The 20,573-nt window shown below is 56.4% G+C and carries 22 protein-coding genes; 9 read left to right on the forward strand and 13 right to left on the reverse strand.

The genetic code is table 11. The features are described 5' to 3' along the window. Positions 1–18: 18 nt before the first annotated feature. Positions 19–1,380, forward strand: a complete 1,362-nt coding sequence (locus V4835_RS18650) for an MFS transporter (RefSeq protein ID WP_331413192.1) — start codon at positions 19–21, stop codon at positions 1,378–1,380. 31 nt (positions 1,381–1,411) lie between these two features. Here the strand turns inward: V4835_RS18650 and V4835_RS18655 are convergent, their stop codons facing one another. After that, entirely contained in the window at positions 1,412–1,903 is a 492-nt protein-coding gene (locus tag V4835_RS18655; RefSeq protein ID WP_063144776.1) for a YajQ family cyclic di-GMP-binding protein, read from the reverse strand. 121 nt (positions 1,904–2,024) lie between these two features. Here V4835_RS18655 and panE point away from each other — a divergent pair, with 121 nt between their 5' ends. Further along, positions 2,025–2,936 (forward strand): 2-dehydropantoate 2-reductase, encoded by a 912-nt coding sequence (panE, locus tag V4835_RS18660; RefSeq protein ID WP_063144777.1) that lies wholly within the window; start codon positions 2,025–2,027, stop codon positions 2,934–2,936. After that, positions 2,899–3,492 carry a protein deglycase YajL gene (gene yajL, locus V4835_RS18665; RefSeq protein WP_331413193.1) on the forward strand — a complete coding sequence of 198 codons (594 nt, stop codon included), beginning with the start codon at positions 2,899–2,901 and terminating at the stop codon, positions 3,490–3,492. Before panE ends, yajL begins: the two co-directional genes overlap by 38 nt. Before the next feature lie 132 nt (positions 3,493–3,624). On the opposite strand, the gene thiI is transcribed toward yajL, so the two are convergent. Continuing rightward, the gene (thiI, locus tag V4835_RS18670) at positions 3,625–5,073 is read right to left on the reverse strand and encodes a tRNA uracil 4-sulfurtransferase ThiI (RefSeq protein ID WP_198886362.1); all 1,449 of its coding nucleotides are present in this window, start codon (positions 5,071–5,073) and stop codon (positions 3,625–3,627) included. 191 nt (positions 5,074–5,264) lie between these two features. On the opposite strand from thiI, the gene xseB reads away from it, so the two are divergent. The 4 genes from xseB (at position 5,265) to V4835_RS18690 (ending at position 9,333) form a co-directional block, all read left to right on the forward strand. Beyond that, positions 5,265–5,507 (forward strand): exodeoxyribonuclease VII small subunit, encoded by a 243-nt coding sequence (xseB, locus tag V4835_RS18675; RefSeq protein ID WP_008503331.1) that lies wholly within the window; start codon positions 5,265–5,267, stop codon positions 5,505–5,507. Then, positions 5,508–6,407: a (2E,6E)-farnesyl diphosphate synthase gene (ispA, locus tag V4835_RS18680; protein ID WP_045909784.1), complete on the forward strand. Its 900-nt coding sequence runs from the start codon at positions 5,508–5,510 to the stop codon at positions 6,405–6,407. A gap of 24 nt (positions 6,408–6,431) precedes the next feature. Then, entirely contained in the window at positions 6,432–8,294 is a 1,863-nt protein-coding gene (gene dxs, locus V4835_RS18685) for a 1-deoxy-D-xylulose-5-phosphate synthase (protein WP_331413195.1), read from the forward strand. 64 nt (positions 8,295–8,358) lie between these two features. Further along, positions 8,359–9,333 carry an aldo/keto reductase gene (locus V4835_RS18690; RefSeq protein WP_331413196.1) on the forward strand — a complete coding sequence of 325 codons (975 nt, stop codon included), beginning with the start codon at positions 8,359–8,361 and terminating at the stop codon, positions 9,331–9,333. A 101-nt stretch (positions 9,334–9,434) separates the two neighbouring features. Here V4835_RS18690 and thiL read toward each other — a convergent pair whose 3' ends face one another. From thiL to nrdR, 5 genes are all read right to left on the reverse strand, one after another. Further along, complete coding sequence (thiL, locus tag V4835_RS18695; RefSeq protein WP_331413197.1) at positions 9,435–10,406, reverse strand: thiamine-phosphate kinase; 972 nt, start codon at positions 10,404–10,406, stop codon at positions 9,435–9,437. 77 nt (positions 10,407–10,483) lie between these two features. Further along, a complete protein-coding gene (gene nusB / locus V4835_RS18700) occupies positions 10,484–10,903 on the reverse strand; it encodes a transcription antitermination factor NusB (protein WP_006809908.1) in 420 nt (139 codons plus the stop codon). A 21-nt stretch (positions 10,904–10,924) separates the two neighbouring features. After that, a complete protein-coding gene (gene ribH, locus V4835_RS18705; RefSeq protein ID WP_006176874.1) occupies positions 10,925–11,395 on the reverse strand; it encodes a 6,7-dimethyl-8-ribityllumazine synthase in 471 nt (156 codons plus the stop codon). Positions 11,396–11,482: 87 nt separating this feature from the next. Then, a complete protein-coding gene (gene ribD / locus V4835_RS18710) occupies positions 11,483–12,586 on the reverse strand; it encodes a bifunctional diaminohydroxyphosphoribosylaminopyrimidine deaminase/5-amino-6-(5-phosphoribosylamino)uracil reductase RibD (protein ID WP_331413199.1) in 1,104 nt (367 codons plus the stop codon). A gap of 4 nt (positions 12,587–12,590) precedes the next feature. Next, a complete protein-coding gene (gene nrdR / locus V4835_RS18715; RefSeq protein ID WP_014069105.1) occupies positions 12,591–13,040 on the reverse strand; it encodes a transcriptional regulator NrdR in 450 nt (149 codons plus the stop codon). Between the two features lie 152 nt (positions 13,041–13,192). On the opposite strand from nrdR, the gene V4835_RS18720 reads away from it, so the two are divergent. Together V4835_RS18720 and V4835_RS18725 are read left to right on the forward strand one after the other, a co-directional pair. Beyond that, the gene (locus V4835_RS18720) at positions 13,193–13,732 is read left to right on the forward strand and encodes a DUF3251 domain-containing protein (RefSeq protein ID WP_331413201.1); all 540 of its coding nucleotides are present in this window, start codon (positions 13,193–13,195) and stop codon (positions 13,730–13,732) included. A gap of 267 nt (positions 13,733–13,999) precedes the next feature. Next, entirely contained in the window at positions 14,000–14,884 is an 885-nt protein-coding gene (locus V4835_RS18725) for a nucleoside-specific channel-forming protein Tsx (RefSeq protein ID WP_025756198.1), read from the forward strand. Positions 14,885–14,994: 110 nt separating this feature from the next. Here the strand turns inward: V4835_RS18725 and V4835_RS18730 are convergent, their stop codons facing one another. The 6 genes from V4835_RS18730 to tgt all read right to left on the reverse strand — a co-directional run bounded on the left by V4835_RS18730 (position 14,995) and on the right by tgt (position 20,537). After that, positions 14,995–15,675 carry a helix-turn-helix transcriptional regulator gene (locus tag V4835_RS18730; protein WP_047061231.1) on the reverse strand — a complete coding sequence of 227 codons (681 nt, stop codon included), beginning with the start codon at positions 15,673–15,675 and terminating at the stop codon, positions 14,995–14,997. 14 nt (positions 15,676–15,689) lie between these two features. Continuing rightward, positions 15,690–16,055, reverse strand: a complete 366-nt coding sequence (locus V4835_RS18735) for a VOC family protein (protein ID WP_331413203.1) — start codon at positions 16,053–16,055, stop codon at positions 15,690–15,692. A gap of 142 nt (positions 16,056–16,197) precedes the next feature. Beyond that, positions 16,198–17,169: a protein translocase subunit SecF gene (gene secF / locus V4835_RS18740; protein ID WP_331413205.1), complete on the reverse strand. Its 972-nt coding sequence runs from the start codon at positions 17,167–17,169 to the stop codon at positions 16,198–16,200. Between the two features lie 10 nt (positions 17,170–17,179). Next, positions 17,180–19,027, reverse strand: coding sequence for a protein translocase subunit SecD (secD, locus tag V4835_RS18745; RefSeq protein ID WP_072250572.1), 1,848 nt, complete (start codon positions 19,025–19,027; stop codon positions 17,180–17,182). A 27-nt stretch (positions 19,028–19,054) separates the two neighbouring features. Continuing rightward, entirely contained in the window at positions 19,055–19,387 is a 333-nt protein-coding gene (yajC, locus tag V4835_RS18750) for a preprotein translocase subunit YajC (RefSeq protein WP_042320789.1), read from the reverse strand. Positions 19,388–19,409: 22 nt separating this feature from the next. Further along, positions 19,410–20,537 carry a tRNA guanosine(34) transglycosylase Tgt gene (tgt, locus tag V4835_RS18755; protein WP_331413208.1) on the reverse strand — a complete coding sequence of 376 codons (1,128 nt, stop codon included), beginning with the start codon at positions 20,535–20,537 and terminating at the stop codon, positions 19,410–19,412. Positions 20,538–20,573 lie beyond the last annotated feature (36 nt).

Below are 20,573 nucleotides of genomic sequence, written 5' to 3' on the forward strand. Positions count from 1 at the left end.
TTTTGAACTGAGGTGGTAATGAACGATTATAAAATGACGCCAGGCGAGCTACGCGCGACCTGGGGCTTAGGGACTGTCTTCTCGCTACGGATGCTTGGCATGTTTATGGTCCTGCCTGTTCTGACCACGTACGGTATGGCGCTGCAGGGAGCCAGCGAGGCGCTGATTGGGCTCGCGATCGGCATCTACGGTCTGGCGCAGGCGGTATTCCAGATCCCGTTTGGCCTGCTCTCTGACCGGGTGGGTCGAAAGCCGCTGATCGTCGGCGGGCTGCTGGTCTTTGTGCTCGGAAGCGTTATTGCCGCCCTCTCCCACTCCATCTGGGGGATTATTCTCGGCCGCGCCCTGCAGGGTTCCGGCGCGATTGCCGCCGCGGTGATGGCGCTGCTGTCAGACTTAACCCGCGAGCAGAACCGCACCAAAGCGATGGCGTTTATCGGCGTGAGCTTTGGCGTGACGTTTGCGATTGCGATGGTGCTGGGCCCCATCATTACGCACAGGCTGGGTCTGCACGCCCTGTTCTGGATGATTGCCGTGCTGGCGACCCTCGGTATTGCCTTAACCCTGTGGGTCGTGCCGGACAGCAAGAACCACGTTCTGAACCGTGAATCGGGGATGGTAAAAGGCTGCTTCAGCAAAGTGATTGTCGAGCCGCGCCTGCTGAAGCTCAATTTTGGCATTATGTGTCTGCACATCCTGCTAATGTCGACCTTTGTCGCCCTGCCCGGCCAGCTTGCCGCAGCGGGTTTCCCGGCGGCCGAGCACTGGAAAATCTATCTGGTCACGATGCTGATTTCGTTTGTCTCCGTCGTGCCGTTCATCATCTACGCCGAAGTGAAGCGCAAAATGAAGCGCGTCTTCGTGGGCTGCGTGGCGGTACTGCTGGTCGCCGAAATTGTGCTCTGGGGTGCCGGCCCGCACTTCTGGGAACTGATTGCCGGCGTACAGCTGTTCTTCCTGGCCTTTAACCTGATGGAAGCGCTGCTCCCGTCGCTGATCAGCAAAGAGTCCCCCGCCGGGTATAAAGGTACGGCGATGGGCATCTACTCCACCAGCCAGTTTCTCGGCGTGGCGATCGGCGGCTCGCTCGGCGGCTGGGTGGACGGCCTGTTTGATTCACAAACCGTGTTTCTCGCCGGTGCGCTATTGGCGACAGTCTGGCTGCTGGTCGCCAGCACCATGAAAGAGCCGCGCTACGTGAGCAGCCTGCGCGTAGAAATCCCGGATGATGTGGAGATTAGCGATGCGCTGAAACAGCGTCTGGAAGCCAAAGAGGGCGTGACGGACGTGCTCATTGTCCCGGAAGAGCGCAGCGCTTACGTCAAAATAGACAGTAAAATGACCAACCGCTTCGAAGTCGAGCAGGCGCTCAAAGCGTAAAAAAAAGCCCGGTTAAACCGGGCTTTTTATATTAATCGCGGAAGTTTTTAAACTGGAACGGTTGTCCCAGATCGCCGCCGCGGATCAGCGCCATCACGCCCTGCAGGTCGTCACGGGATTTACCCGTCACGCGAATCTCTTCGCCCTGGATCTGCGCCTGCACCTTCAGCTTGCTGTCTTTAATGAGCTTAACGATCTTCTTCTGCACCGCGCTCTCGATGCCCTGCTTCAGCTTGGCTTCAACAAACCAGTTCTTACCGCTGTGCACAAACTCTTCCGGCACGTCCAGAGACGTCCCTTCAATGCCGCGCTTTAACAGCTTGGCGCGCAGAATGTCGAGCAGCTGATTCACCTGGAAATCAGACTCGCTCAGCACCTTAATGGTCTTATTTGCGTCGTTCAGCTCAAACGACGCCTCAACGCCACGAAAATCGAAACGTGACTCAACTTCGCGGGTTGCGTTCTCAACGCCGTTGCGAACTTCCTGGATATCAACTTCGGAAACAATATCGAAAGATGGCATCTTTTCTTCTCCCTTCACTTTTGTTGCGTTGCATAATACCCGCTACGAGGCATAACTCAACAGAAGCTTAGCTGTATAATTAAGCTGTAACACCTGGCGCAGTTGCAGGTGAGGAGGAACAATGAAAATTACGGTGCTCGGATGCGGAGCGCTTGGTCAGCTGTGGCTGACCGCGCTGTGCAAGCACGGACATGAGGTTCAGGGCTGGCTGCGCGTGCCCCAGCCCTATTGCAGTGTAAACCTGATTGGTGAAGACGGAAGCATCTTTAACGAATCCCTCACCGCGAACGATCCTGATTTCCTGGCGCAAAGCGACCTTTTACTGGTGACGCTCAAAGCGTGGCAGGTCTCAGATGCGGTAAAAACGCTGGCCGCGCAGCTCCCCCCCACTTCGCCCATACTGCTGCTGCATAACGGCATGGGGACCCTTGATGAGCTGAAAAGCGTCCCGCAGCCCCTGCTGATGGCGACAACCACGCACGCTGCACGTCGCGACGGCAACATCATCGTGCATGTCGCCAGCGGCGTAACGCATATCGGCCCCGCCAGAACGCAGGATGGCGACTACAGCTATCTGGCCGATGTGCTGCAAAAGGTGCTGCCGGACGTGGCCTGGCACAACAATATTCGCCCTCAGCTGTGGCGTAAGCTTGCGGTAAACTGCGTGATCAATCCGCTGACGGCGCTGTGGGACTGCCCGAACGGGGAGCTGAAAAATCATCCGCAGGACGTTGCGATTTTGTGTGCGGAAGTCGCGGCGGTCGTTGAGCGGGAAGGCCTGCATACCTCGGCAGACGATTTGCGCTGCTATGTCGAGCAGGTCATTGAGAGTACAGCACAAAACATCTCCTCGATGCTGCAGGATGTGCGGGCATTACGCCACACGGAGATCGACTACATCACCGGCTATCTGCTTAAACGCGCCCGCGCGCACGGCATCGCCGTGCCGGAAAACGCCCGTCTGTATGACCTGGTTAAACGTAAGGAGAGTGAATATGAGCGCGTCAGCACTGATCTGTCTCGCCCCTGGTAGCGAAGAGATGGAAGCGGTCACCACCATTGATTTGATGGTGCGCGGCGGCATTAAGGTCACCACCGCCAGCGTCGCCAGCGACGGCAATCTGGAAATCACCTGTTCACGCGGGGTGAAAATCCTCGCGGATGCCCCCCTTGTTCAGGTGGCAGACGGCGATTACGACATCATCGTGCTGCCCGGCGGCTTAAAAGGCGCGGAATGTTTTCGCGACAGCCCGCTACTGGTCGAGACCGTGCGTCAGTTTCATTTATCCGGCCGCATCGTCGCGGCAATCTGTGCCGCCGCCGGAACGGTTCTGATTCCGCACGATATCTTCCCCATCGGCAACATGACCGGCTTCCCGGGGCTGAAAGAGACCATTCCTGAAGAGCATTGGGTGGATAAACGCGTCGTCTGGGACCCGCGCGTCAACCTCCTGACCAGCCAGGGGCCAGGCACCGCGATTGATTTTGGCTTAAAGATTATTGACCTGCTGGTAGGGCGCGAGAAGGCGTACGAAGTGGCGTCATCGCTGGTGATGCCGGCGGGGATTTATAATTACTATGAAGAGTAGTGCATAGAAAAGCCGGGTGGCGCGAGGTAAAAGCAAAACGGCAACCAAAGGTTGCCGTTTTTAATGTTTGCGCCCTCTCCCCGTGGGAGAGGGTCGGGGTGAGGGCATCAGGCCGCACTCCCCGACAAAACGCTACGGGCGATACACCTTCACATTCGCAAAGCCCTGCTCGCGCAGATACAGCGCCTGCAGGCGGCTCATCACTCCTCGCTCGCACCACAGCAGATACGTTTTGCTCTTGTCGAGATCGCCAAATTTCGTGCTCAGCTTGTAGAACGGCAGAGAAACCACCTCAACGCCTTCGACGTTAAGCGGGCTGGCGTCCTGTTCATCAATCGAACGAATATCCACAATCACATCGCTGGCGCCAAAACCGCTGACGGTTTCAACTTCAACGACTTCCTGCTCGGTCTGCTGGGCAATCTCGCGGATATCAATGTTGGAGGCTTCCTCCACCACTTTGTCCAGGATGGCAAAATCGAAGTTCTCTTCTTCCGCTTCGATCTTCGCCTTCACCGCTTTCACCGTTGGGCTTTTTGAGATCACGCCGCAGTATTCCGGCATGGTGCGGGCAAAATCTTCGGTACCGATTTCGCGCGCCAGGTCGATGATGTGCTCTTTGTCGTGGGAGATCAGCGGACGCAGGATCAGGGTATCAGACACGTTGTCGATCAGACGCAGGTTGGTCAGCGTCTGGCTGGAGACCTGGCCCAGCGCTTCGCCGGTGACCAGAGCCTGCACGCCGTAGCGTTCAGCCACTTTGGACGCCGCGCGCACCATCATGCGCTTCAGCACCACGCCCATCTGGCCGTCGTCCACTTTTTCAAGGATTTCGCCGACCACAGGTTCGAAGTTGATCGCCACAAAACGCACGCGGTGGGAGCTGCCGAAGCGGTTCCACAGGTAATGCGCGACCTGACGAACGCCGATTTCGTGCGCCGCGCCGCCCAGATTGAAGAAGCAGTAATGCACGCGGCAGCCGCGACGCATCAGCATATAGCTGGAGACGCCGGAGTCGAAGCCGCCGGAGATCAGGGACAGAACATCTTCCTGAGTCCCGATCGGGAAGCCGCCGATACCTTCATAGCGGCCTTTCACCAGCAGCAGGCGATCGTTTTCGATCTCCAGATTGACGGTCACGTCCGGGTTGGTCAGACGCACGCGCGCAGACTCGACGTGCTGGTTCAAACCGCCGCCAACGTAACGTTCCACTTCAATGGAGCTGAATTCGTGCTTGCCGCGACGCTTCACGCGTACGCAGAAGGTTTTGCCTTCGATCTGGTCGCGATACTGAACCAGCGCTTTCTCGAAGATGTCGTGCATATCGCTGAACGGAACATCTTCCACTTCCAGGATATGGTGGATGCCCGGAATACGGGTCAGGGCGTCGCGAATATCCTGACGTTTGTTTTCGTCTTTCGCACGGACCTCAACGTGGTCCCAGTGGCGCACTACGGCGAGGGTCTCGTCGTAGTGCTTTAATACGTTACGAATGTTCCCGGTGAGAATTTTAATAAAGCGCAAACGCACAGATTGGCTTTTGATGGTGATTTCAGGGAACAATTTAATGATAAACTTCATGGCGGCAATGTTTCTTAGGCAAGCGTATTAAGGCTTGTAATGGAAAAGAGTACAGCAGCCCACACCCGTGGCTGCATCCAGGCGCGCAAGTATACCACCATCGCGCCGCTCCTGTGCACATTGCGCGTTATTTGATAATTGCCCTGAGTCCGTTACCATGTCGGGGCTGAGAATATAAGAGTCAATTCACTATGCCGAAGAAGAACGACGCACCGGCCAGTTTCGAAACTGCGCTGAGTGAACTGGAGCAAATCGTTACCCGTCTTGAGAGCGGCGATCTCCCGCTGGAAGAGGCGCTCAACGAATTCGAGCGCGGCGTGCAGCTGGCGCGCCAGGGGCAGGTCAAACTGCAACAGGCCGAGCAGCGCGTGCAGATCCTGCTTTCCGACAGCGAAGACGCGAAAACCACGCCTTTCACACCGGACGCCGAGTAAATGGATTTTGCCAATGAGCTTCAGGCGCGTGTCGTACGCGCCAACGACGCCCTGCGCCGTTTTATTGCGCCACAGCCTTTTCAGAACACTCCACTGGTTGAAGCCATGCACTATGGCGCACTCTTGGGTGGAAAGCGCCTGCGCCCGTTCCTGGTGTACGCCACGGGCAATATGTTTGGTATCAGCGATAACACGCTGGACGCCCCGGCAGCCGCCGTGGAGTGTATCCACGCCTACTCGCTGATCCACGACGATCTCCCTGCCATGGACGACGACGATTTGCGTCGGGGTCAACCGACCTGCCATATCAAGTTTGGCGAGGCGAATGCCATTCTGGCGGGTGATGCCCTGCAAACGCTGGCGTTCTCAATTCTGAGCGACGCGCCGATGGCGGAAGTGGCTGACCGCGACCGCCTGGCGATGATCTCCGAGCTGGCAATGGCCAGCGGCGTGGCCGGAATGTGCGGCGGACAGGCGCTGGATCTTGAAGCGGAAGGACGTCAGGTTAATCTGGAACAGCTCGAGCGTATTCATCGCCACAAGACAGGGGCGTTGATTCGTTCCGCCGTTCGCCTGGGCGCGCTGAGCGCCGGTGAACAAGGGCGCAAAGCCCTGCCGATTCTGGACAGATACGCAGAAAGTATCGGTCTGGCGTTCCAGGTTCAGGATGACATTCTGGATGTGGTGGGCGATACTGCAACATTGGGTAAACGTCAGGGTGCGGACCAGCAGCTTGGCAAAAGTACCTACCCCGCCCTGCTGGGCCTTGAGCAAGCCCAACGTAAAGCCCGGGATCTTATTGACGATGCCCGCCAGTCGCTAAATCAACTGGCCGCGCAATCGCTGGATACCTCGGCACTGGAAGCGCTAGCGGACTATATAATCCAGCGTGATAAATAAACTATATATCTCGATGAGCCTTTGATGAGTTTTGATATTGCCAAATACCCGACACTGGCGTTAGTTGACTCCACCCAGGAGTTACGTCTGCTGCCGAAAGAGAGCCTGCCGAAGCTGTGCGACGAGCTGCGTCGCTACCTGCTCGACAGCGTAAGCCGCTCCAGCGGCCATTTCGCCTCCGGGCTTGGCACGGTTGAGCTGACCGTGGCGCTGCACTATGTCTATAACACGCCGTTCGATCAGCTCATCTGGGACGTGGGCCACCAGGCCTATCCGCACAAAATTCTGACCGGACGTCGCGATAAAATTGGCACCATTCGCCAGAAAGGCGGCCTGCACCCGTTCCCGTGGCGCGGTGAGAGCGAGTATGACGTGCTGAGCGTCGGTCACTCGTCCACCTCCATTTCTGCGGGCATCGGTATTGCCGTTGCCGCCGAAAAAGAGAACAAGCAGCGCCGCACCGTCTGCGTGATTGGCGACGGTGCCATCACCGCAGGGATGGCCTTCGAAGCCATGAACCATGCGGGCGACATCAAGCCGGACATGCTGGTTATTCTTAACGATAACGAAATGTCGATCTCCGAGAACGTCGGCGCGCTGAACAACCATCTGGCCCAGCTGCTCTCCGGCAAGCTTTACTCCTCGCTGCGTGAAGGCGGCAAGAAAGTCTTCTCCGGCGTACCGCCGATCAAAGAGCTGCTCAAGCGTACCGAAGAACACATCAAAGGCATGGTCGTGCCGGGCACCCTGTTTGAGGAGCTGGGCTTTAACTATATTGGCCCGGTTGACGGCCATGACGTGCTGGGTCTGGTGACCACGCTCAAGAACATGCGCGACCTGAAAGGCCCGCAGTTCCTGCACATCATGACCAAAAAAGGACGTGGCTACGAACCGGCGGAAAAAGATCCGATCACCTTCCACGCGGTACCGAAATTTGACCCGTCCAGCGGCTGTCTGCCAAAAAGCAGCGGCGGCATGCCGAGCTATTCAAAAATCTTCGGCGACTGGCTGTGCGAAACCGCAGCGAAAGACAACAAGCTGATGGCGGTCACCCCGGCCATGCGTGAAGGCTCCGGCATGGTGGAGTTCTCTAAAAAATACCCTGACCAGTATTTTGACGTTGCCATAGCCGAGCAACATGCGGTGACGTTTGCAGCGGGCCTGGCCATTGGCGGCTACAAGCCGGTTGTGGCTATCTATTCCACCTTCCTGCAGCGCGCCTACGATCAGGTGATCCACGACGTGGCGATTCAGAAGCTACCGGTGCTGTTTGCTATCGATCGTGCGGGCATCGTCGGCGCCGACGGCCAGACGCACCAGGGCGCGTTTGACCTGTCGTTCCTGCGCTGTATTCCGGATATGGTTATCATGACGCCAAGCGACGAGAACGAATGTCGTCAGATGCTGTTTACCGGCTACCACTATCAGGATGGCCCAAGCGCCGTTCGCTACCCGCGCGGCAATGCGGTAGGCGTTGAGCTCCAGCCGCTGGAAAAACTGCCGATAGGCAAAGGTCTGGTGAAGCGCCGCGGTGAAAAAGTGGCGATCCTGAACTTCGGCACGCTGATGCCAGAGGCGGCGAAAGCGGCAGAAGCGCTGAATGCCACCCTGGTGGACATGCGCTTTGTGAAACCGCTCGACGACTCTCTGATCCTGAGTATGGCTGAGACGCATGACGTTCTGGTCACGCTGGAAGAAAACGCCATCATGGGCGGCGCGGGCAGCGGCGTGAACGAGGTGCTGATGGCAAATCGTAAAGCCGTGCCGGTGCTGAACCTCGGCCTGCCGGATCATTTCATTCCTCAGGGTACCCAGGATGAAGCCCGTGCGGCTATTGGCCTGGACGCCGCCGGTATCGAAGCCAAAATCCGCGCCTGGCTGGACTGACCCCTTCCCCCTTTTCCGCTCCTGCTATGCTTAAACCTGGTGTTTAAACAGCAGGAGCGGAACCGTGCAATACACAACATTAGGAAAAACGGACCTTAAGGTTTCCCGACTTTGTCTGGGATGCATGACCTTTGGCGAGCCCGATCGGGGAAACCACGCCTGGACCCTGCCGGAAGAGAGCAGCCGTCCGATCATCAAACGCGCCATCGAGGGCGGCATTAAATTCTTTGACACCGCCAACAGCTACTCCGACGGCAGCAGCGAGGAGATTGTCGGTCGCGCCCTGCGCGATTTTGCCCGTCGTGATGACATTGTCGTCGCCACCAAGGTCTACTATCCGGTTGGCGACCTCGCTGAGGGCCTTTCTCGCGCGCAGATCCTGCGCTCCATTGATGACAGCCTCAGACGCCTGAACATGGATTACGTCGACCTGCTGCAAATTCACCGCTGGGATTACAACACGCCAGTCGAGGAGACGCTTGAAGCGCTGAACGACGTGGTCAAAGCCGGTAAAGCACGCTACATCGGCGCGTCGTCTATGCACGCGTCGCAGTTTGCCCAGGCGCTGGATCTCCAGGCGCAGCACGGCTGGGCGCGCTTTGTCACCATGCAGGATCACTACAATCTGATCTATCGTGAAGAAGAGCGCGAGATGCTGCCGCTGTGCCATCAGGAGGGCGTGGCGGTGATCCCGTGGAGCCCGCTGGCGCGCGGCCGCCTGACCCGTCCATGGGGGGAAACCACGGCCCGCCTGGTATCGGATGAAGTGGGAAAAAATCTGTACGAAGGAACAGAGGCCAGCGATGCGCTGATTGCCGAACGCTTAGCCGGGATCGCCGACGATACCGGTGCAACCCGCGCCCAGGTAGCGCTGGCGTGGCTGCTGGGCAAGCGTGGGGTCGCGTCGCCGATTATTGGAACGTCGCGGGAAGAACAGCTGGACGAACTGCTGAATGCGGTGGATATCACGCTGACGCCGGAGCAGATTGCCGAGCTGGAGACGCCGTATCAGCAGCATCCGGTGGTGGGGTTTAAGTAAATACTTGCCGGGTGGCGGCTTCGCCTTACCCGGCCTACGATCGCACCCTATTTGTAGGCCGGGTAAGCGCAGCGCCACCCGGCAATACAGAGCGCACACACTTAGGCGAAGTGATCGTACCCCTTCCAGTCCAGCGTAACGGGCGCACCGTCTTTCACAAACTTCAGCCCTTCGCTTTCCGGCATGATCTGACCGATGCAGGTAAACTTCGCGCCGAGATGCGCTAACGCCACGTCCAGCGTCCCACGGTTGAGCTCAGGCACCGTGAAGCACAGTTCGTAGTCTTCACCGCCGGAGAGCGCCCAGCGCAGCGCCTGCTCAGGCTCCACATGGCGAAGCAGCTGCTCAGACAGCGGGAAAAGATCCAGGTCAACGCGCGCGCCGACGCCGCTGGCCTTCAGGATATGGCCAAGATCGGAGATCAGCCCGTCAGAGAGATCGATAGCCGAGCTTGCCCGCTCGCGCAGCGCCTGGCCGTGCAAAATACGCGGTGTCGGCCGCAGATGGCGCTTCACCAGATACGCCGCATCATCAGCATCTTCAACCGTTAAACGGTTCTGAAGGATTGCCAGCCCTGCCGCGCTGTCGCCCGGCGTACCGGTCACGTAGATCCAGTCACCCGGTTTTGCGCCCGAGCGCTTCAGCGCGCGGCCGAGCGGCACGTAGCCGTGGATCGCCAGCGTCATCGACAGCGGTCCGGCAGTGGTATCACCGCCAATCAGCTGCATATCGTAATAATTCAGCTGTTCAAACAGCGCGTCGCTAAAGGCTTCCAGCCAGGCTTCATCCACCTCTGGCAGGGTCAAAGCCAGCGTCAGCCATGCAGGATCGGCGCCCATTGCCGCCAGATCGCTGACGTTCACCGCCAGCGCTTTATACGCCAGATCGGCAGGATCGATATCGGGCAGGAAATGACGTCCGCACACCAGGGTGTCGGTGCTGATTGCCAGCGTCTGTTTTTCGGGAATATTGAGAAGTGCACAGTCATCGCCAATGCCGGTTTCAACATCAAGACGAGAGGTTCTGACACGGTCGAAATAACGGGCAATCAGGGAAAATTCGCCGCATGCCATACGTTATGCCTCAGCAAATAAAAGAAAAAACCGGAGCCGCACTGCCCGTCAGGCAATGCAGAACTCCGGTTTGCGGATCACTTTTTGTGGGGACGGATCGCAGGTGCTGCTTTATCAAGTACGCCGTTTACAAACTTGTGGCTGTCTTCAGCGCCGAAGGTTTTCGCCAGTTCGATCGCTTCGTTGATGGCCACTTTGTACGGCACATCATCACGTTTAGACAGCTCAAACAGCGCAATACGCAACACTGCTTTTTCTACCTGGCCCAGCTCTTCGAGCAGACGGGACAGATAAGGCTTCATCAGACCATCGAGATACGCGCTATTAGTCGCCACTCCCGACAGCAGTTCACGGAAGTACAGAACGTCAACGTCTTTCACGTCCTGTTCTGACAAGAACTGGTATTCAACATCAGCGATGTCGTTCTGGGACAACTGCCAGGAGTAAAGCGCCTGAACGGCACATTCACGGGCGCGGCGACGAGCAGCAGGTTTCACGGAATTCCCCTTACAAAAAAATCAGGCCTTGATGGCTTTCAATACATTGATCATTTCAAGCGCGGTCAGTGCAGCTTCTGCACCTTTGTTACCGGCTTTGGTGCCAGCACGTTCGATGGCTTGTTCAATACTTTCGGTGGTCAGCACGCCGAACGCGACAGGAATTTCAGCATCCTGCGCAACGTGTGCCAGACCGTTGCTTGCACCGCCCGCAACGTATTCGAAGTGCGCAGTGCCGCCACGAATAACGGTACCCAGCGCAATCACCGCGTCGTATTTACCGGTTTTCGCCAGCGCGCCCGCCGCCAGTGGCAGTTCGTAAGCGCCTGGAACCCAAACAACGGTAATGTTGTCATCTTTAACCTGGCCGATGCGTTTCAGGGCGTCAATCGCACCTTCCAGCAGGCTGTCGTTGATGAAGTTGTTGAAACGCGCAATGGTGATGGCGACGCGAGCGTCCGGGGTAGCTACAGCAGCTTCAATAATGTTCATACTCTTCCTTTACGGGTTCATTTAGCCCCGCAGGGGGGCGGATTTTATCATAATACTTTGCGCACTGCTTCCCTATTTCAGGAGCAATTACGCTGTCGTTAAGTGGAGGCAGACATCCGGACCAACCGGACGAATCTCGCTAAATTTGAGTTGCGGTGCGTCGGCCAGTTTTTCAAGGCCGGGCAGCACAAACAGGCCGCGCGCGTCGTGGCCTAACAGTTTAGGCGCAACGTAGACAATCAGTTCATCCACCAGCCCGGCCTGTAAGAGCGCACCGGCGAGCGTTGGCCCCGCTTCCACCCAGATGCTGTTCACCTGCTGCTTGCCGAGCAGCATCATCAGCACCACCAGATCCAGATGACCGTTATGCTCCGGCACCATAATGCTGCGCACGCCTTCCGGCCATTCGCGCGTATCTTCTTTGGTGCGGGCAATCCAGGTTTCACCCGGCTGCTGGACGATGCGGTGCTCCGGCGTCACCCGGTTCTGGCTATCAATGACAATACGCAGCGGCTGACGCAGGTTCTCCTGCGGGTAAAGCGCCTGGGTATCGGCATTCAGCTCGTCCCAGCGCACGGTCATGGCCGGATCGTCAGCCAGAACGGTTTCACTGCTGGTGAGGATAGCATGGCTTTGCGCGCGCAGACGTTGCACATCGCGCCTTGCCTGTGGAGACGTGATCCACTGGCTTTCGCCGTTTGCCATTGCCGTACGGCCGTCCAGCGAGGCGCCCAGCTTGAGCTGAATATACGGGAACCCTGTGCGCATGCGCTTCAGAAAGCCTTTGTTGATCGCTTCCGCGTCCTGCATCATCAGCCCGTGGCTGACGTCAATGCCTTCCTGCTGCAGGCGATACAGACCGCGTCCGGCCACCTGCGGATTCGGGTCCTGCATTGATGCGACCACGCGTGAAACGCCTGCCGCGATCAGCGCTTCGCAGCACGGCGGCGTACGCCCGTGATGGCTGCAGGGCTCCAGCGTGACGTAGGCTGTGGCACCGCGCGCCTTCTCACCGGCCATGCGCAGCGCATGAACCTCGGCATGCGGCTCGCCGGCGCGATAGTGAAAACCCTCCCCCACGATCTCGCCATCTTTAACGATAACGCACCCGACGTTCGGGTTGGGATGGGTAGTAAAACGACCGCGCTGCGCCAGCTTCATGGCTCTCGCCATGTAAATCTCATCCTGCATGAGCTTAATCCTGTAAGCGGGCGATCTCTTCGCCAAACTCTTTGATGTCTTCGAAGCTGCGGTAGACCGAGGCGAAGCGGATATAGGCGACCTTATCGAGCTTTTTCAGCTGCTCCATTACCAGGTTGCCGATCATTTTGCTTGGCACTTCACGCTCACCCAGGCCACGAAGGTAAGATTTTATGTGGTTTAACGCCGTCTCAACGTCGTCCGCGCTGACGGGACGTTTTTCGAGGGCTTTCAGCATCCCGCTGCGCAGTTTCTCTTCGTTAAACGGCTCGCGCACGTCGTTACTTTTTACCACGCGCGGCATTACCAGCTCTGCAACCTCAAAGGTCGTGAAACGCTCGTTGCACACCAGACACTGCCGACGACGGCGTACGGATGACCCTTCGCCCACAAGACGAGAGTCGATGACTTTGGTATCCACAGCGGAGCAGAATGGGCAATGCATACGGTATCCCTGTTATCCGGTTAACTGATTTTCATTTTACCCTGATCTGGCCTGACAACAAAGGAAGAGCTTTTTGAGACAAAGGATCTATGTCTGACACGATGATGATGGCTACCATTAGGACGATCCGTTATTTCAAGGAAATAAACGCAATGACAAGACGTTACCTGAAAATTTTGCTGGTGGGGAGCCTCTTCACCCTTAGCGCCTGTGCACAGCAAACCGAAGTCCGTCAGATGAAGCAGAGCGTGAATACGCTCAATACGGCGCTGGACAAGCTGAATAAAGAAACGGTGAAGATCACCCAGCAAAACGCGCTGAATGCTAAATCCAGCAGCGGGGTTTATCTCCTGCCAGGCGCGAATACGCCTGCGCGCCTCAATAGTCAGATTGGCACGCTAAAAATGTCCCTGGTGAATGTGGCGGCGAATGCAGATGGTACTCGCGCAACATTACGCATTCAGGGCGAGTCCAACGATCCGCTGCCCGCTTTCAGCGGCACCGTCGAATGGGGCCAGATCCAGGGCACCACTGAGAGCTACCAGGAAGTGAATGTTAACAGTCAGCTGTTCACCGCACCGGCCAGCGTGCTGGCTCCGAGCGATGTTGACATTCCGCTGCAGCTTAACGGACTCACTCCGGAGCAGTTAGGTTTCATCCGCATTCACGATATCCAGCCCGCCGCGCAGTAACCCCTCTTTTAGCGGAGTGCAATGTCACTCCGCTAACATTTACATTTCGTATGGATTGGCAACATAAATGATTGCCGCTACAATCCCGGCCGTTTAAAGTACGCAAACGTGAACGCAATCGATTACGCATGTGAGAGATATGTGAAACAACACATATTTTTGTGAGCAGGGATTCCTATAATAGGCTCCGCAGAAACACGAAATATTTTGATACGCAAATCGCGCATTTTTCACTCCCGGAAGGGAATTTCAATCAGTGGCATGATTATGAAAAAAACATTACTCGCAGCCGGTGCTGTACTGGCACTTTCCTCCTCTTTCACTGTTAACGCAGCGGAAAACGATAAACCACAATACCTCTCCGACTGGTGGCACCAGAGCGTTAACGTGGTTGGCAGCTACCACACGCGCTTCGGACCACAGATCCGCAACGATACCTACCTGGAGTACGAAGCATTCGCCAAGAAAGACTGGTTCGATTTCTACGGCTATATGGATGCCCCGGTATTCTTCGGTGGTAACACCGACGCGAAAGGTATCTGGAACCACGGTTCCCCACTGTTCATGGAAATTGAACCACGCTTCTCTATTGATAAACTGACCGGTACCAGCCTGGCGTTTGGTCCGTTCAAAGAGTGGTACTTCGCGAACAACTACATCTACGACATGGGCCGCAACAAGTCCGGTCGCCAGAGCACCTGGTACATGGGTCTGGGTACGGACATCGATACCGGCCTGCCAATGAGCCTATCTCTGAACGTGTATGCTAAGTACCAGTGGCAGAACTACGGTGCCGCGAACGAAAACGAGTGGGATGGCTACCGTTTCAAAGTGAAATACTTTGTGCCAATTACCCAGCTGTGGGGCGGCAACCTGAGCTATATCGGCTTCACCAACTTTGACTGGGGTTCAGATCTGGGCGACAACGACTTCCGCGACCTGAACGGTAAGAAAGCGCGCACCAACGACTCTATCGCCTCCAGCCACATCCTGGCGCTGAACTACGATCACTGGCACTACTCTGTTGTTGCGCGTTACTGGCACAACGGTGGTCAGTGGAACGACGACGCGAGCCTGAACTTCGGCAACGGCGACTTCAGCGTCCGCTCTACCGGCTGGGGTGGTTACCTGGTTGTGGGTTATAACTTCTAACCTTGTGGTTGATGCCGGGTGGCGGCTACGCCTTACCCGGCCTACAAAACCTGTTGGCCCGTGCAAGCGCAGCGCCGCCGGGCAAAAAAGCCAGCTCAAGAGCTGGCTTTTTACTGCTTAACCTTCCGCAAAAAATCTGCCAGAGACCTGTCCGCACTCTCACTAAACCGCCTCTCCGTTTGCACAATATTGAGGCATCGGTCGAGCCGGAAACAGCGATAATCATCGCGCCGTTCACACCAGGCAGCCAGCAGCCAGCGCTCCCCCCAGAAGAACAGCCCCAGCGGTTGAACCTCACGTTTAGAAAGCTGCCCGGCTTCATCACGATAATGCAGCGCCAGCACGCGCTGGGCGGAAATAGCCTGATGAATCATGTCAAAATCGCTGCGGGAGTGGCTTTGCATGCAAAAGTCCGGGGCGTAGATCCGCGTCTGCTCCGCCTTGCGACGACTCTCCTCGGGCAGGATAGCCAGCACCTTCTCCTGAGCCGACTCCAGCTCGCGCGACAGCGATTCCCCTCCCCAGGTTTTGAGCAGGCGAATCGCGACGATCAGCGCCTCTGACTCCTTATTTGTCAGCATCAGCGGCGGCAGGTCAAAACCCGACATCAGCCGATATCCGCTCCCCGCCTCACCTTCCACCGGCACGCCGGAAAGCGACAGGTCGCGGATATCGCGGTAGACCGTGCGCTCGGACACGCCAAGCCGGTCCGCCAGATGCGCTGCCGTTGTCAGACGCCTGCCCCGCAGGATCTGCACAATCTGAAACAAACGGTCAGCGCGTCGGGTCATATCTTATTCCGCTCTCAGGCAGGTTGATGGAGGCCGACGCGGTTACCCTCGCTGTCGGTAAACAATGCGATCGTGCCAATGCCATGCGGCAGTTCCAGCGGGCCAAACACGCACTCGCCGCCGGCAGAGGCTATGCGATCGAGCGTGGCCGTCAGATTGTCAGTATGCAGGTAAATAATAGCGCCCTGCAAAGACGGTGTAACGCCGTCAAATTTTGCCAGCGCCCCGCCGGTACCCGGATCCTCATGCGGGAAAACGGCCAGCTCCGCGCAGTCCATTTTCTCGCGACGCAGCGCGAGCTGCATCACCGGCTCATAAAATTTGATGGCGCGATCCATATCCGCGACCGGGATTTCAAACCAGTTGATTACGCTTTTCATACATCCTCCTGACTGTTGTTTGGGTTCGAAAAGAGTCTACGACAGGGCTCCTGACAGCATACTGTCAGGAGTGTTTGTCAGGAGCAGATAAAAAAAATCCCGGTCAACAGACCGGGATTTCGATAACGCGCTAAACGTCGCCTTACGGCAGAATGGACGGCTGATCCGCCCCTTCTTTCTCGACTTTCTGCTGGAGCAGGTGCTCGCGCTTCATGCCGAGTTTCAGTGCCAGTGCGGACGCGACGTAGATAGAAGACGCCGTACCGATGGTGACACCAATCAGCATGGTCAGCGAGAAGCCTTCCAGTACCGGGCCACCGAAGAGATAGAGCATCAGGATAACCATTAAGGTCGTTCCGGATGTGATCAAGGTACGGTGCAGCGTCTGGGTCAACGACACGTTAAAGATTTCGTACGGCGTACCGCGACGGATCTTACGGAAGTTTTCACGAATACGGTCAGATACCACGATACTGTCGTTCAGTGAGTAACCGATAACGGACATCAGGGATGCCACAATCGTCAGGTCAATCTCAATATGGAACAGCGACAGTACGCCCATGGTGATCACCACGTCGTGCGCAAGAGCGATAACCACACCAGCCGCCAGGCGCCACTCGAAGCGGAAACCGACGTACACCAGGATGGAGATCAGCGCCACCATCAGCGCCATCGCACCGGTTTGCGCCAGATCCGCGCCCACACTCGGGCCGACGAACTCAATACGCTTCACCGCCGCATTCTGGCTGGTCGATTCGTTGATGACCTTCAGAACCTTGCTACCCAGCTCCTGGCTGCCGTTGGCATCGTGTACCGGCGGCATACGTACCATGATATCGCGGCTGCTGCCGAAGTTCTGCAGCAGCGGCTCTTCAAAGCCCGCTTTCTGCAGCGATTCGCGCATCTGGTCCATATCGATCGGTTTTTCCAGGGAGATTTCAATTACCGTACCACCGGTAAAATCGAGACCCCAGTTAAAGCCTTTCACGCCCATAATGGCGATGGACAGAATCAGCAGAAAACCTGAAATGCCGAAGGCCCAGTAGTCCCAGCGCATAAAGTCCCAGACTTTACGGCCATGGTTTAATTGTTCAACAGTATATTCCTGTGCCACAACGCACTCCTCAGATAGACAGCTTTTTGACGCGCTTGCCGCCATACAGCAGGTTCACGATAGCACGGGTGCCGACAATAGCGGTAAACATCGACGTTGCAACACCGATACCGGTTGTAATCGCAAAGCCTTTGATAGCGCCAGTACCCACTGCATACAGGATAAGAACCTTAATCAGTGTTGTTACGTTCGCATCGAAGATGGAGCTGAACGCCCCTTTGTAGCCTTCTTCAATCGCCTGTTGCACAGAGCGACCGTTGCTCAACTCTTCTTTGATACGTTCGTTTATCAGTACGTTGGCGTCGACCGCCACCGCAAGGGTCAGAACGATACCCGCAATACCCGGCATGGTCAGCGTCGCGCCCGGCAGCAGGGACATGATGCCGATGATCAGCACCAGGTTAGCCAGCAGCGCGGACGTCGCAATCAGACCAAACTTCTTATAGAAGAAGATCATGAAGAGGATGGAGACAACCAGACCGGCCAGACACGCTTCCAGACCCTGCTGGATATTTTGCATACCCAGAGTAGGACCAATGGTACGTTCTTCAACAATCTGAATTGGCGCAATCAGCGCACCGGCACGCAGCAGCAGAGAGAGCTGACGCGCTTCGTTCGGGTTGTTAATACCGGTAATACGGAAGCTGTTACCCAGACGAGACTGGATATTGGCGATGTTAATCACCTCTTCCTCTTTCACCAGTACCGCACGACCGTTTGCATCTTTCTTACCGCTGTCTTTGTACTCCACGAACAGGGTTGCCATCGGTTTGCCGATGTTGTCCTTCGTGAAGTTGGACATGATGTTACCACCCGCGCTGTCGAGCGAGATGTTAACCTGCGGCTGGTTGTATTCGTCCTGGCTGGAAGTGGAGTCGGTGATATGGTCACCGGTCAGGATCACGCGTTTGTACAGCACAACCGGCTGACCTTCGCGGGTCTGTTTCACTTCGGAGTCACCCGGAATACGGCCTGCGGCAGCAGCGGACTGATCGACGTTGGAGTTAACCAGACGGAATTCCAGAGTCGCGGTCGCACCCAGAATCTCTTTCGCACGCGCAGTGTCCTGGATACCCGGCAGTTCTACCACGATACGGTCAGCACCCTGACGCTGTACCAGCGGCTCAGCCACACCCAGCTGGTTTACACGGTTACGCAGAATATTGATGTTCTGCTGAACGGCGTATTCACGCGCTTCGCTCAGACGTGCATCGGTCATTACCGCACGCAGCTGGTTGCTGCCCTGAGAGGTAATCACCAGATCGCGGTGACGCTGAGACAGGTAAGTTACAGCCTGGTCGCGTGCCGCGCTGTCGCGGAACGTGATGCTCAAGCCGTAGTTATCTTCTTTACGCACGGTGGTATAGGCGATGCCTTTCTCACGCAGATCGCTGCGCAGGCTGTCGATATTCTGTTCCTGCAGCTTGCCGAGCGCGGTATCCATATCCACTTCCATCAGGAAGTGAACGCCGCCACGCAGGTCAAGACCCAGTTTCATTGGCTCTGCATTCAGAGCAGCCAGCCAACGCGGAGTTGCAGGAGCAAGGTTAAGCGCCACGACGTATTTATCACCCAGCACGCCCATCAGCGCTTCGCGAGCGCGGAGCTGCGTGTCGGTGGTGTCGAAGCGAGCAAGAATAGCGCCCTCTTCCAGTGCCACAGACTTAGCGGTAATTTTTTCTTCTTGTAACGTTTTCTGGACCTGGATCAGCGTTTGCTCACTGGCGGCGACACCGCGCGCGCCAGTGATTTGAACGGCCGGATCCTCACCATACAGGTTGGGAAGTGCGTACAGCAGGCCGACGATAATCACGACGACCAGCATGATGTACTTCCACAAAGGATAACGGTTTAACACGGCAGTTCCCTTTGGGAAAAGTTGGGATTACAGCGCCTTCATGGTGCCTTTCGGCAGAACGGCAGCTACGAAGTCACGTTTGATAACCACTTCAGTGGTGTCATTCAGGGCGATAGCAATGTAGCCGCTTTCCGCTACTTTGGTCACGCGACCCACCAGGCCACCGTTGGTCAGCACTTCATCGCCTTTCGCGATAGAGTTCATCAGGTTTTTGTGCTCTTTGGTGCGCTTCTGCTGTGGACGCAGGATCATGAAGTAGAAGATCAGACCGAACACAACCAGCATCAGAATCAGAGACATCGGGCTGCCCTGAGAAGGCGCGCCAGTTGCTGCTACCGCATCAGAAATAAAAAAGCTCATTCAAATTCCCTCATTATTAAAATTAATCAACGTTCAAAGGTGGGACATCCCGGCCCTGACGTTGGTAGAAATCGGTCACGAAGCCCTCTAATTTACCCTCTTCGATAGCCTTACGTAAACCAGCCATTAAGCGCTGATAATAACGAAGATTATGAATGGTATTGAGACGCGCACCTAAAATCTCGTTGCAACGATCGAGATGATGCAGATACGCGCGAGAATAATTGCGACAGGTATAGCAATCGCACTCGGCATCAAGCGGACTGGTGTCACTTTTATGCTTCGCGTTACGGATTTTCACCACGCCATCGGTAACAAACAGATGACCGTTACGCGCGTTGCGGGTTGGCATGACGCAGTCGAACATATCGATGCCGCGGCGTACGCCTTCAACCAGATCTTCTGGTTTACCCACGCCCATCAGGTAACGGGGTTTATCCGCCGGGATTTGCGGGCAGACATGTTCCAGAATGCGGTGCATGTCTTCCTTCGGTTCACCCACAGCCAAACCGCCGACAGCGTAGCCATCAAAACCTATCTCTACCAGACCTTTAACAGAGATATCGCGTAAATCTTCGTAAACGCTGCCCTGGATAATGCCGAACAGCGCATTTTTGTTCTGCAGGGAGTCAAAACGGTCGCGGCTACGCTTCGCCCAGCGCAGAGACATCTCCATGGAGCGTTTCGCGTAGTCCCAGTCCGCCGGGTACGGCGTACATTCGTCGAAGATCATTACGATGTCGGAGCCGAGGTCATACTGGATTTCCATCGATTTTTCGGGATCGAGGAAAATAGGATCGCCGTTGATCGGGTTACGGAAGTGTACGCCCTGCTCGGTGATCTTGCGGATATCGCCCAGGCTGAAGACCTGGAAACCGCCGGAATCGGTGAGGATTGGACCTTTCCACTGCATGAAATCATGGAGATCGCCGTGAAGCTTCATGATCTCCTGACCCGGGCGCAGCCACAGGTGGAAGGTGTTGCCGAGGATAATCTGTGCGCCAGTGGCTTCTACTTCTTCCGGCGTCATCCCTTTTACGGTGCCGTACGTGCCCACAGGCATAAACGCGGGGGTTTCCACCACGCCGCGATCAAACACCAGGCGACCGCGACGCGCGCGGCCATCGGTGGTATCGAGTTCAAATTTCATTTTTTCTCCGACGTCAGAAAAACAGTCCAACGTTGT

The sequence above is a fragment of the Enterobacter cloacae complex sp. CARB60 genome (assembly GCF_036487345.1).
Classification (GTDB): domain Bacteria; phylum Pseudomonadota; class Gammaproteobacteria; order Enterobacterales; family Enterobacteriaceae; genus Enterobacter; species Enterobacter asburiae_D.